The sequence below is a fragment of the Allobosea sp. 47.2.35 genome (assembly GCF_024655635.1).
Taxonomy (GTDB): Bacteria; Pseudomonadota; Alphaproteobacteria; order Rhizobiales; family Beijerinckiaceae; genus Allobosea.
Map to the genome: position 1 here is coordinate 1 of NZ_JANLGI010000041.1, position 12516 is coordinate 12516.

General features: G+C 64.1%; 8 protein-coding genes, 1 pseudogene and 1 riboswitch. Of the genes and pseudogenes, 5 read left to right on the forward strand and 4 right to left on the reverse strand.

Annotation, left to right across the window (positions count from 1 at the left end):
• Positions 1–100: 100 nt before the first annotated feature.
• Together NUV79_RS24710 and NUV79_RS24715 are read left to right on the forward strand one after the other, a co-directional pair.
• Positions 101–1210: a hypothetical protein gene (locus NUV79_RS24710; protein ID WP_257735731.1), complete on the forward strand. Its 1110-nt coding sequence runs from the start codon at positions 101–103 to the stop codon at positions 1208–1210.
• A 585-nt stretch (positions 1211–1795) separates the two neighbouring features.
• Complete coding sequence (locus NUV79_RS24715; protein ID WP_257735738.1) at positions 1796–2275, forward strand: KAP family NTPase; 480 nt, start codon at positions 1796–1798, stop codon at positions 2273–2275.
• Here NUV79_RS24715 and NUV79_RS24720 read toward each other — a convergent pair.
• From NUV79_RS24720 to NUV79_RS24735, 4 genes and pseudogenes are all read right to left on the reverse strand, one after another.
• A pseudogene (locus NUV79_RS24720) lies at positions 2269–2589 on the reverse strand (integrase core domain-containing protein); the annotation flags it as partial. The gene NUV79_RS24715 and the pseudogene NUV79_RS24720 overlap by 7 nt on opposite strands.
• Before the next feature lie 17 nt (positions 2590–2606).
• A complete protein-coding gene (locus tag NUV79_RS24725; RefSeq protein ID WP_257735732.1) occupies positions 2607–3731 on the reverse strand; it encodes a ribonucleotide-diphosphate reductase subunit beta in 1125 nt (374 codons plus the stop codon).
• Between the two features lie 89 nt (positions 3732–3820).
• The gene (locus NUV79_RS24730; protein WP_257735733.1) at positions 3821–6739 is read right to left on the reverse strand and encodes a ribonucleoside-diphosphate reductase subunit alpha; all 2919 of its coding nucleotides are present in this window, start codon (positions 6737–6739) and stop codon (positions 3821–3823) included.
• Positions 6740–6852: 113 nt separating this feature from the next.
• Positions 6853–7051, reverse strand: a riboswitch (cobalamin riboswitch).
• A 649-nt stretch (positions 7052–7700) separates the two neighbouring features.
• Entirely contained in the window at positions 7701–9122 is a 1422-nt protein-coding gene (locus NUV79_RS24735) for a short-chain fatty acyl-CoA regulator family protein (protein WP_257735734.1), read from the reverse strand.
• 152 nt (positions 9123–9274) lie between these two features.
• Between NUV79_RS24735 and NUV79_RS24740 the strand changes: the two genes are divergently transcribed.
• Genes NUV79_RS24740 through prpC form a run of 3 tightly spaced genes read left to right on the forward strand, consistent with a single transcriptional unit; the run spans position 9275 to position 12455 of the window.
• Positions 9275–9709, forward strand: coding sequence for an acyl-CoA thioesterase (locus tag NUV79_RS24740; protein WP_257735735.1), 435 nt, complete (start codon positions 9275–9277; stop codon positions 9707–9709).
• Entirely contained in the window at positions 9706–11256 is a 1551-nt protein-coding gene (locus NUV79_RS24745; protein ID WP_257735736.1) for an MmgE/PrpD family protein, read from the forward strand. Before NUV79_RS24740 ends, NUV79_RS24745 begins: the two co-directional genes overlap by 4 nt.
• 14 nt (positions 11257–11270) lie before the next feature.
• On the forward strand, positions 11271–12455 hold the full coding sequence (gene prpC / locus NUV79_RS24750; protein WP_257735737.1) for a bifunctional 2-methylcitrate synthase/citrate synthase: 1185 nt from the start codon (positions 11271–11273) through the stop codon (positions 12453–12455).
• The last annotated feature ends 61 nt before the right edge of the window (positions 12456–12516 follow it).

A 12516-nucleotide genomic window follows, 5' to 3' on the forward strand; every position in this document is an offset into this window, starting at 1 on the left:
AGGGGGGCTAGCCTTCAACGCGATAAGGGGGCTGCGCTTCAATGCGATTTGACAGTATGAGGCGGGCGCAGCAGGGTTTGAGGTTGCTGAAGCGGGTGAGATGGGGGTTCGTGACCTACTGGCCCGGCTTCAAGCAAACTCCAACGCGAAAAGCGGAGGCGACTGGGGCCTCAGCTCACTGTTCGGACGGCTCCATAAATGGCTGTCGGAACAGCTCGGTGATCCCGCATATCTTCCAGTCCAGGAGATATTCCGGCAGCACGTCGTCGAGACCTTCCCATTCGGTCCAGGCGATATGATCCTCGGCCGAGAAGTCGCAGCGAGACGCCTTCACTCGGTTCGATCGGCATCGAAAGAATATGGAGCCCATCGCAAGCGGCTGCGTAAGCTACTTCACGCGGCCGGACACATTTCAGCCGAGCAGCTGGCGCTGACCGACGACCGAATCCTCTTCGAAGCAGATGCGGCACGCGACCTTCTCTGTCTCATTTCGGAAGAAATGCCGCTGAAGCAGGCAGGACACTATCTCAACATTCCACGCCACATTGAGCGGGCGCTCTTTGAAGCGGGACATCTCCGCCCTTTCGTGGCCGGTGGTGGCGACCAATCGTTCAACCATGCTTTCGCCAAGCGAGATCTGGACCTGTTCCTTGAGCGCCTGATGAAGGACGCAATCAAAATCGAGCCGAGCGATGCTGGATATGAGCACATCACCGCCGCCGCGACGCGAGTGGGGTGCACCGCTGTTCAGATAGTCGAACTCATTCTGAGCCGCAAAGCGAGGCGGGTGCGGTTTCGGCCGGAGGTTTCCGGATTCTCATCCATCATGGTTGACCCGGACGAGATTCTTTCTCTGCTCGACAAAACGATCGAGGGCGTTCTTTCGCTGAAGCAGGTCGAAAGAAAACTGAAAACCGACTTTGCGGTTGTTCAGAACCTGATCAACCTGGGCGTGATCCCCGTCAGTACGGTGATCAATCCCAAAACCCGCTGGAGGCAACGCGTCGTTTCCGAGGAGGATATGGATCGTTTTGCCGATCGTTTCGCTTCACTCCATATGCTCGCCCACGAGTACGGCATCTACTTCCGAAAGATTGGAGACAAATTGCGGGAGAAGGGAATTCGGCCCGCTTTCGATCCCGAGAAGGTGCGAGCGAGTTTTTACGAGCGGATCGCTGTCGAGAATTACATCGCCGAACTCGTTAAATAGCCTACCCGACGATCGATGTGCAGTCCTCAAGCCTCCGGTTTCCGGGGGCATTTTTGTACCTGTTGTTTGCCTCAGCAACCGCCTCGATATCCTGAGCGGGAAACTGAGGAAGCACTTCGGGTGACAAGCGCAGATTGGTGCGGCATCTTTCGACAAATTACCTATATATTACAGCATCCTACAAGAGTGCCCTGCGGCATCCATTGGGTACCGCTACAATTTCTCTGTAGGCGCTCCGGAAGTTTGGTCAGATCCCACCCAAAGTGCGCCTCGATGAGAGCGGAAGTCCGCCGCACCCCTGCGGTGGGCTCTCCGGAACGGGATCATCAAGTGTGAGAACGCCCGGCTTCGGCCGGGCTTTCGATTTCCAGAGATTGCGGAGCGATCGCCGGAAAATGCTTAGGCCGAGACATCGGCGCCCTCACCCCAACACCCACCTGGGCGATCTCGAAACGCCGAAGGAATGCGACTTTGGATCTGAGTGGCGACAAGGCGCTCGAGAGTTCCGCTGAAGATCGCTTGGGCTTCGCAGCGACTGCGGAAGCGATCGCTGCGGCAGTTCTTCGGCAGCCCGTCATCGACGGCTTGGTCATCGGAGTTGAGGGCCGCTGGGGATCGGGCAAGTCCAGTCTCGTGAACATGACCGTGGCCGCTTTGCGAGCATCCATCTCTGCGGCGGAGGTGATCGAGTTCAAGCCTTGGCTCATTGGCGACAGGGACAGCTTGTTGCTGGCGCTCTTCACCGAACTCGCGATTGCCGTTGACACAATTGAAGAGGGCTCGGGGGACCCGGTCGGTCGGCGACGTCGTGAACTGGGCGATGCAGGCAAGGAGGTAGTCGGTTTCGCCGCACAACTGGGCGGCTTAGGGACATTGGCAAAGGTCGCCGGTGCCGTCGTTCCGGGGGCGGCGCTTGCCGGAGAGGCCATAGAGGCGATTGCAAAGGCGGCGAAGGGCCTAGACGGCAAGCGCTCGATCGCCGCCGAGAAGGCCGAATTACGCGAACGCCTCGCCGCCCTACCACGCCGCATCATCGTCACCATCGACGACGTCGATCGGTTGTAGTCCTCCTTCCATGAGGCGATGGCGCTGCGGGCTTCGACGAGCGTCGAGAACAGCGTGTCGTTGAGGCACTCGTCCCGGAAGCGTCCGTTGAAGCTCTCGACGAAGGCATTCTGCGTCGGCTTGCCGGGAGCGATGTAGTGCCACGCGACGCCGGTTTTCTGGCACCAGCGCAGGATCGCCATCGAGGTGAACTCGGTGCCGTTGTCGGACACGATCGTCCCCGGCCGGCCGCGCAGGCGAATGACGCCATCCAGTTCGCGAGCCACGCGCAGGCCCGAGAGCGAGGTGTCGGCGACGAGTGCCAGCCACTCGCGCGGATATCCGCCACGGCTCACTCCCAGCTGAGCGCGCCGCCGTTCTGGTATTCGATGACGCGGGTCTCGAAGAAGTTCTTCTCCTTCTTGAGGTCCATCGCCTCGGACATCCAGGGGAACGGGTTCTCGGTCTCGGCGAAGACGGGGGCCAGGCCGAGCTGCGCGCAGCGGCGGTTGGCGATGAAGTGCATATACTGCTCGCAGAGCGCGGCATTCAGGCCCAGAAAACCCCTCGGCATGGTGTCGCGACCGTAGGCCGCTTCAAGCTCGGCGGCTTCCCGCAGCATGCCGCGCACCTCGTCCTGGAAGGCCTTGGTCCAGAGATGCGGGTTCTCGATCTTGATCTGGTTGATGACGTCGATGCCGAAGTTCAGATGGATCGACTCGTCGCGCAGGATGTACTGGTACTGCTCGGCGATGCCGACCATCTTGTTGCGCCGGCCGAGCGAGAGGATCTGCGCGAAGCCGGTGTAGAACCACATGCCTTCGAAGATCACGTAGAAGGTGATCAGGTCGCGCAGCAGGGCCTGGTCGTTCTCCGCCGTTCCGGTGCGGAACTCCGGGTTCTCTATGCTCTGCGTGTGCTTGAGTGCCCAGGCCGCTTTGTCGGTGATCGAGGGCACCTCGCGATACATGTTGAAGAGCTCGCCCTCGTCGAGGCCGAGGCTCTCGACGATGTACTGGAAGGTGTGCGTGTGGATCGCCTCCTCGAAGGCCTGGCGCAGCAGGTACTGCCGGCACTCCGGGTTGGTCAGGTGGCGGTAGATCGCCAGCACGATGTTGTTGGCGACAAGGCTCTCGGACGCCGCGAAGAAGCCGAGATTGCGCTTGAGCATGCGCCGCTCATCCTCGCTGAGCCCGTCCTTCGACTTCCATAGGGCGATATCGGCCTGCATCGAGACCTCGGTCGGCATCCAGTGGTTGTTGCAGCCGGAGAGGTACTTCTCCCAGGCCCATTTGTACTTGAGCGGCAGAAGCTGGTTCACGTCGGCCCGCGCATTGATCATGCGCTTCTCGTCAACGGTGACGCGCCCGCCATTGCGGTCGATCTCACCGAGGCCTGTGGCATCCGCGGCGGGGGCATTGGTCAGGATGGCGGGGTTGGCGGCGGGCGCCGGCTTGGTGTCGGACCAGTCGAGCATAGGGGCGTTCCGTTCTTGATTTGATGGGCGCGGGTGCCCGGGAGCAGCCCCAGGCACGATCGTCGCCAGGATTCGAGTGGCAGCGACCGTTACTGGCAGGCTTCGCAGGTCGGATCGTCGATCGAGCAGGCATTGGGCACGGCCATGCCGTTCTCCAAGGGGATATCGACGATGATCGGCGCCGCCGCCTTCGCTGCGACCGGAACGGTGGCCGAGACCGCGTTGAGCTTGCCGTCGGTGCCCTTCAGCGTCGATTTCTCGACATGGGTCGCCGAGAGCGCGCGCAGATAATAGGTCGTCTTCAGGCCGAGCCGCCACGCCAGTCGATAGGCCTCGTCGAGCTTCCGGCCGGAGGGCTGCGCCATGTAGAGGTTGAGCGACTGGCCCTGGTCGATCCATTTCTGCCGGCGCGCCGCCGCCCTGATCAGCCACTCCGTCGGGATCTCGAAGGAGGTGGCGTAGAGCGCCTTGAGATCGGCCGGAACGCGGTCGATCCCACTGACCTTGCCGTCGTAGTACTTGAGGTCCGAGACCATCACCTCGTCCCAGAGCCCCCTCGCCTTGAGGTCGTGGACCAGCCCGGCATTCACGACGGTGAAGTCGCCGGACATGTTCGCCTTGACGTAGAGCTGGCTGTAGCTCGGTTCGATCGATTGCGAGACACCGACGATGTTCGAGATCGTCGCGGTCGGCGCGATCGCCATCGTGTTCGAGTTGCGCATGCCGGTGGTCTTCATCCGCTGGCGCAGGCTCTCCCAGTCCAACGTTGCGGAGCGGTCGAGCTCGACATCGCCGTCGCGGGCCTCCGAGAGGATGTCGAGCGAGTCGATCGGCAGGATGCCCTTCGACCAAAGCGAGCCCTCGAAGCTCGGATAGCGCCCACGCTCGGCGGCGAGATCGACCGAGGCGGAGATCGCATGGAAGCTGATCGCTTCCATCGAGCTATCGGCGAAGGCGACCGCTTCCTCCGACGCCGCCGGGAGGCGCAGGATCTGGAGCGCGTCCTGGAAGCCCATGATGCCGAGGCCGACCGGACGATGACGCATGTTCGAGCGGCGCGCCTCGGGGATCGTGTAGAAATTGATGTCGACGACGTTGTCGAGCATGCGCATCGCGGTCTTCACGGTGCGGGCGAGACGCGCCTGATCAAGGCCCGCGGCCGTGACATGCGCCGCAAGGTTGACCGAGCCCAGATTGCAGACCGCGACCTCGTCGGCCGAGGTGTTGAGCGTGATCTCGGTGCAGAGGTTCGAGGAATGCACCACGCCGGCATGCTGCTGCGGCGAGCGCAGATTGCAGGCATCCTTGAAGGTGATCCACGGGTGGCCGGTCTCGAACAGCATGGTCAGCATGCGGCGCCAGAGATCAAGCGCCTTGATCCGCTTGAACACCTTGATGCCGCCGCTGGCCGCCTTCGCCTCATAGGCCTCGTAGGCTGCCTTGAACGGCTTGCCATAGAGGTCGTGCAGGTCCGGCACCTCGTCGGGCGAGAACAGTGTCCAGTCGCCGCCGGCCTCGACCCGCTGCATGAACAGGTCGGGAATCCAGTTCGCCGTGTTCATGTCATGGGTACGGCGGCGGTCGTCGCCGGTGTTCTTGCGGAGGTCGAGGAACTCCTCGATGTCGACATGCCAGGTCTCGAGATAGGCGCAGACCGCGCCCTTGCGCTTGCCGCCCTGGTTGACGGCGATTGCGGTGTCGTTGGCGACTTTCAGGAACGGCACCACGCCCTGGCTCTCGCCATTGGTACCCTTGATGTGGGCACCGAGACCGCGCACCGGCGTCCAGTCATTTCCGAGGCCGCCCGAGTACTTGGCAAGCAGCGCGTTGTCCTTCACCGCCTTGAAGATGCCGTCGAGATCGTCGGCCACCGTGGTCAGGAAGCAGGAGGAGAGCTGCGGACGCAGCGTGCCCGAATTGAACAGGGTTGGCGTCGAGGCCATGAAGTCGAAGGAGGACAGCAGGTCGTAGAACTCGATCGCCCTGCCCTCGCGATCGATCTCGCGGATGGCGAGCCCCATCGCGACGCGCATGAAGAAGGCCTGCGGCAGCTCGAAGCGGTTGCCGCGGACATGCAGGAAGTAGCGGTCGTAGAGCGTCTGGAAACCGAGATAGTCGAACTGGAGGTCGCGCTCGGGCTTCAGCGCCGCTGCGATGCGGACAATGTCAAAGCGTCCGAGTTCGGGATCGATCAGCTCGTTCTCGATGCCGGTCTTGAGATAGGCTTCGAAATACTCGCCATAGCCGGCGGCCATCTCTTCCTGCGTGGCCTGCTCGGCATGGCCGTGGACGAAGCTCAGCGCCTCGCGGCGGAGCTTGTCGAGCAGCAAGCGGGCGGAGACCTTGGAATAGTTCGGCTCGCTCTCGATCAGGGTCCGCGCGGCCAGGATCGGCGCCAGCGCCAGCTCGTCGAGCGAAATGCCGTCATAGAGGTTGCGGCGGGTCTCCATCAGGACCGGCTCGGCCGCGACGCCGTCGAGCCCGGCGCAGGCCTCGCGCACGACCTTGTCGAGGCGGGCGGCGTCGAGCGGAACGAGCGTGCCGTCGGCGAGCTTCATTTGCAGTGACGGGGCTACGGCGGCGACCGGCGCCGCCTCGGCCTGCGCCCTTGCCCGCTCCTGCGCCCGCTCGGCGCGATAGAGCACATAGGCACGGGCGACCTTGTGATGCTCGCCGCGCATCAGCGCGAGCTCGACCTGGTCCTGAACGTCCTCGATATGGAAGGTGCGGCCGGTGGCGGCGCGGCGGGTCAGGCCGGAGACGACCTGCTCAGTCAGGTCGGCGACGACGTCATGGATGCGGCGGGACGCGGCGGCGCTCGCGCCCTCGACCGCCAGGAAAGCCTTGGTCAGGGCGACCGCGATCTTCGAGGGGTCGAAGGGCGTCACCGCGCCGTTGCGGCGGATGAGCTGGTAGCCGGGCTCCGCCGCCGCCGCGCGCGGCGATGCAGCAGGTTCGGCACCCAGCGGCGCCGGCACAGGCCGTTCGGCTTCGAGAGAAAGAGACATCGGCATCAACCCCAAGATGTTGGGGGCAAAGGCCGAGCGGTCGCGTCGAGAAGGCGCGCGGCGATACGATGCCGCGACCTGCCAAGCGCACCACCGGGACACCCCGCCCGAGGACGTAAACAAGGGTCGTGGCAGGTCTCCTGGCTCGCGGGTCGCCGCTCTCGTCCGTCTTCCCAAGACCTTGCGGCCTCAGTGACTTGCATGGACGCGAGCTCGCCGCTGACAGTTGCGGGGGCAGCGCCGGTCTCTCACCGGCTTCCCTCTTAGCTCTCGATCTTGCGATTCGAGAGACCATCGACAACTACATCTAGTATCCAGTGCTTCACGGGTGTCAATGGGTCGCGATGCCTTTAGCTGAACACCTGTGAAGAGCGGGGATCGCCATCGCGGTCCCCGACGCGATCAAGTTCGCGCCATTCTGCAATGATGCCAGGAGCGTCCAAGAGGCCTGCTAATTTGCCGGACGGATGGAGTGGGAACTGTATGGCCTGCCAACCCCGGCGGAACGATCCACTGCCCGAGATCGGCAATCTCCCGTCCTCGATCCACCGGCGACGTTCCCGGGAAGAGATTTCAAGGAGTTCATCGACCACCTGCGGTGCAGACGCTCCCTTCGAAACTCGTCCACACGCCGATCCAGGTCGTTCATCAGGCGTCTTATGTTCGCTTCCGGCTCGCTGCCATCGAAGACTGCGGAAACCTCATATTCGTTGGCGACGAGAGAGATCGGCTTCGCGTGGCGGATCATCCGCCTGACGATCCGACGGAGTTCCTTTGCGCGCAATCGCGAGCCAAGCGCCGCATCGCGGGGGATGCGGCTCGTCAAGCGGTAACCATCGTCGCATTCTTCCAGCGTCGCGCAACGGCTCCGCTCATCGAGCGCCCTCATCCCGAACCCATCGTCTCCACCCGCCAGCCCATTCGACCGCGCTCCCCCTGGTCGATCGAGCCTGCCCAGGCTTTATTTCACCGCGTACGGCGCAAACGCGCTTCTCTGTTCGTCCACATGCAGTGGCCGTCCGACAGGGGGAAACGCGCGCTGGGGACAGGCCGGGCGTTCGCAAATCCTGCATCCGGCGCCGATTGGCGTCGCGGCATCGCTGTTCGTCAAGTCCAGGCCATCGGAATAGACGAGGCGGCCCGCGTGGCGCAGATCGCAGCCCAGCGCGACCGCAAAGGTCTTCCGCGGCTGGTGATAGCTTCCTCTTCCTCGGGAAACCGAGCGCGCCACCCAGAGATACGTACGATCATCGGGCATCCGCGCCACCTGCGTCAGCACGCGACCAGGTTGGGCGAAGGCGTCATAGACGTTCCAGAGCGGGCAGGTGCCGCCCACACGCGAGAAGTGGAAATCCGTAGCCGATTGCCGCTTCGAGATGTTCCCGGCGCGATCCACACGGATGAAGAAGAACGGCACGCCCTGGGCACCCGGCCGCTGCAAGGTCGAGAGCCGATGACAGATCGTCTCGAACCCGACGCCAAATCGCTGGCCGAGCAGCTCGATATCGTATCGACAGGCTTCGGCGGCCTTCAGGACGGTCCGATAGGGCAGCATCAGCGCCCCGGCGAAATAGTTGGCGAGCCCGATGCGGGCCAAGCGGCGGGAGTCATTGCTGCCGAAGCGGCCGGTCGCGACGAGATCGTCGATCGCTTCCCTCTGCTCCAGGAAGGCAAGTTGGGTCGCAATCTGGAAGGCGCGCTGCCCTTTCTCGAGATGGGAGGACAGTCGGAGCACGCCTTCCGCCGGATCGAAATGACGCTGGCCCTCATCCTCGCCATTGAGCTTCAGATCGGCGATCCGCGTCGCATGCCTTCCTTGCAGGCGTTCGACCAGCGGCGCCTCGACCTCCGCTCCATCCGCCCCGAGCTCCCGCGCGATCGCCTCGGCCGCCTGATCGAGTGAATCGATATGGTTATGCCGTTCATAGAAAAAGTCCCGCACCTCCTCGAACGGCGTCGAGGCCGTCGTGGTCAGCGTGGATTGACGGTCATCGCCCATCCGCAACGCCAACGCGGCGGACTGTTCGAGCGCGCCGCGATAGCGCCGATGAAGCGTAACGAGTGCCCGCCCGACCGCGGGCATGTTGGAGGCGAGTTCGCGTAACTCCGCCGTCGCAATCTGTTCGCCGATGCCTGGATCGGTCAGCGCCTCCCGGAGATCCCCGATGAGCCGCGCTTCGTCATCCTCGGAGAAGAGCTGCACATCGACGCCGAAGGCGGCATTCAGCCTGAGCAGGACCGGTACCGTCAGTGGCCGCTGGTTGTTCTCGAGCTGATTGAGATAGCTCAGCGATAGGCCGAGCGCCGAGGCAAGCCCGGCTTGAGTCAGCCGGCGTTCCTCGCGCAGTCGCTTGATACGGACGCCCATGAAGGCCTTCTTCATGGCTTTCCCTCGTAACCAATGGCGACTTCGCAACCTTTGCAATTTCGCCGCTTTAGCTTCGCAAAACTCCGCAATTTCAGCCCTTTATGCGCTTATCCCTTCGCAGATATTGCGAAGTCAACTCGCGATTGCAAGCGGATGAGCGCGACAGCATGTCGATATCGGCACCCCGGAAGACTGAAGGCGAGGAAGCGCCGACGCGCTTCGTGGAAATGGTCTTCCCGGAACAGGCCAACCATTACGGCACGCTTTTCGGCGGCCATGCGCTGAGCCTCATGGGCAAGGCCGCCTTCGTCGCCGCGACACGCCGGGCGCGCTGCGCCGTCGTCATGGCAACCTCGGAGAAGGTCGAATTCCACGAGCCCGTGAAGGTCGGCGAACTCGTCGAGTTGACCGCGAGCGTCACCCGCGTCGGCCGCTCCTCGATGACGGTCACGGTCGAGGTGGTCGCCGAAGCCCTGATCTCCGGAGATCGGCGCCTCGCCGTGCGTGGCGCCTTCGAAATGGTCGCGGTCTCCGCGAACGGCCGCCCGATCCGCATTCCTGTTTCGTCAAGATCCACACCGCACGAGGAAGTCCTGTCGTGAAGCAGCACAGCGTCCGCACCCACAAATCCGCAGAGCATCTGCCGCGCCCGGCGCAGCTTGCCTGGAAACTTGCCGAGATGGCGGCCGATCCGGTGCCGGTCGAGCCCGCCGTCGTCGAGATGATCGGCAATCGCATCATCGACAATGCAGCGGTCGCCGCGGCCTCTCTGACGCGCCGCCCGGTCGCCAGTGCCCGCACGCAGGCCCTCGCCCATCCCTTCAAGCCCGGCGCGACCGTGTTCGGTCTTTCCGCGCATCGCCGCGTCTCGCCGGAATGGGCGGCCTGGGCCAATGGCGTCGCCGTCCGCGAGCTCGATTTCCACGATACCTTCCTCGCCGCCGACTACTCCCATCCCGGAGACAACATCCCGCCGGTGCTTGCGGTTGCCCAGCATTGCGGGCTTGACGGCACGGCCTTGGTTCGGGGTCTCGCTGCCGCCTACGAGACCCATGTCGATCTGGTGAAGGGCATCTGCCTGCACGAGCACAAGATCGACCACATCGCCCATCTCGGCCCGGCGGCTGCCGCTGGCATCGGTACCGCCCTGAATCTGCCGGTCGAGACCATCTACCAGGCCGTGCAGCAGGCGCTGCACGTCACCACCACGACGCGCCAGTCGCGCAAGGGCGAGATTTCGAGCTGGAAGGCCTATGCCCCCGCCTTCGCGGGAAAGATGGCGGTCGAGGCCGTCGATCGCGTCATGCGCGGCGAAGGCGCACCCTCCCCGGCGTGGGAAGGCGAGGACGGCTTCATCGCCTGGCTGCTCTCGGGTCCTAAGGCCGAGTACCAGGTGCCTCTGCCCGAAAAGGGCGAGCCAAAGCGCGCGATTCTGGAGACCTACACCAAGGAGCACTCGGCGGAATACCAAAGCCAGGCGCTGATCGACCTCGCCCGCCGCATGGGCCCGAAGATCGGCAACGTCGCTCGGGTGAAGAGCATCGTCATCCACACCAGCCATCACACCCATTACGTGATCGGCACCGGCGCCAACGACCCGCAGAAGATGGACCCGAAGGCAAGCCGCGAGACGCTCGACCACTCGATCATGTACATCTTCGCCGTCGCCCTTGAGGATGGCGGCTGGCACCATGAACGCTCCTATGCGCCAGAGCGCGCCAATCGCCCCGGGACGATCGCGCTCTGGCACAAGATCTCGACGGTCGAGGATCCCGAGTGGACCCGCCGCTACCATAGCCACGATCCCCAGGAGAAAGCCTTCGGCGGCCGCGTCGTCGTCACGCTTCAGGACGGTTCGACGATCACCGACGAGCTCGCCATCGCCGATGCTCACCCGCTCGGGGCTCGCCCCTTCGCCCGCGCCCAGTACATCGAGAAGTTCCGCACTCTGGCCGAAGGTATCGTCTCAGCCGCCGAGCAGGAGCGCTTCCTCGGTGCTGTCTCTCGGCTGGAGCGGCTCAAGGCGGACGACCTCGCGAGCCTGAATTTCGCGGTCGATCCGAGCCTGCTCGGCACGCGCACCACCGGCATCTTCGATTGGAACGGCGGCCATGGCGAGGCCCGCTCCGGGCTTTCCGTCGTGGCCTGACGAGGGAGGACATCATGAGCCAGGAGAGCATCGCGCCGAAGCCGGCCCCGAAGAAGTCCGTGGCCTTGTCCGGCGTCGTCGCCGGCAACACCGCCCTATGCACCATCGGGCGGACCGGCAATGACCTGCACTATCGCGGCTACGACATCCTCGACGTCGCCGAGACCTGCGAGTTCGAGGAGATCGCGCATCTCCTCGTCCACGGCACCTTGCCAACAGCGGCCGAGCTCTCCGCTTACAAGGCGAAGCTGCGCTCTCTGCGAGGCCTGCCGGCGGCTGTGCGCACCACGCTGGAAGCGATTCCGGCAGCGGCCCACCCGATGGACGTGATGCGCTCGGGCGTCTCGGCTTTGGGCTGCGTCCTGCCCGAGGCGCATGACCACAATCATCCCGGCGCGCGCGACATCGCGGACCGGCTGATGGCGTCGCTCGGCTCGATGCTGCTCTACTGGCATCATTTCGCCCAGAACGGCCGCCAGATCGAGGTCGAGACCGATGACGACAGCATCGGCGGCCACTTCCTCACCTTGCTGCACGGCAAGCGACCGAGCGCGGAGCATGTGCGGGCGATGCATACCTCGCTCGTCCTCTATGCCGAGCACGAGTTCAACGCCTCGACCTTCACCGCCCGCTCGATCGCCGGCACCGGGTCCGACATCTATTCGGCGATCACCGGCGCGATCGGCGCCCTGCGCGGACCCAAGCATGGCGGCGCCAACGAAGCCGCCTTCGACATCCAGAAACGCTATGCCGATGCCGCCGAAGCGGAGGCCGATATCCGCCGCCGCGTCGAGGCCAGGGAGGTCGTGATCGGCTTCGGTCATCCGGTCTACACCATCGCCGATCCGCGGAATGTCGTGATCAAGGAGGTCGCCCGCCGGCTCTCGCGTGAGGCGGGCTCGATGAAGATGTTCGAGATCGCCGACCGGATCGAGGCGGTAATGGCTGAGACCAAGAAGATGTTCGCCAATCTCGACTGGTTCAGCGCCGTCTCCTACCACATGCTCGGTGTACCGACCGCAATGTTCACCCCGCTCTTCGTGATCTCGCGCACCTCGGGCTGGGCCGCGCACATCATCGAGCAGCGCCAGGACAACAAGATCATCCGGCCCTCCGCCAATTATGTCGGCCCCGAGAACCTGCCCTTCGTGCCGCTGGAGGCGCGCGGTCGCGCCGCCTCCCCGGCTCGGGCCGCCTGAGGAGATCGCCCATGCCCTATCTCGTCGCCTCCGATCTTCCGTCCGAGCCGGCCGGCCAGCG

Excerpts from the sequence above, each read along its gene's own strand:
- NUV79_RS24730 (WP_257735733.1), bottom strand. The coding sequence starts at position 6,739 with ATGTCTCTTTCTCTCGAAGCCGAACGGCCTGTGCCGGCGCCGCTGGGT.
- NUV79_RS24735 (WP_257735734.1), bottom strand. The coding sequence starts at position 9,122 with ATGAAGAAGGCCTTCATGGGCGTCCGTATCAAGCGACTGCGCGAGGAA.
- NUV79_RS24710 (WP_257735731.1), top strand. The coding sequence starts at position 101 with ATGGGGGTTCGTGACCTACTGGCCCGGCTTCAAGCAAACTCCAACGCG.
- prpC (WP_257735737.1), top strand. The coding sequence starts at position 11,271 with ATGAGCCAGGAGAGCATCGCGCCGAAGCCGGCCCCGAAGAAGTCCGTG.
- NUV79_RS24740 (WP_257735735.1), top strand. The coding sequence starts at position 9,275 with ATGTCGATATCGGCACCCCGGAAGACTGAAGGCGAGGAAGCGCCGACG.
- NUV79_RS24725 (WP_257735732.1), bottom strand. The coding sequence starts at position 3,731 with ATGCTCGACTGGTCCGACACCAAGCCGGCGCCCGCCGCCAACCCCGCC.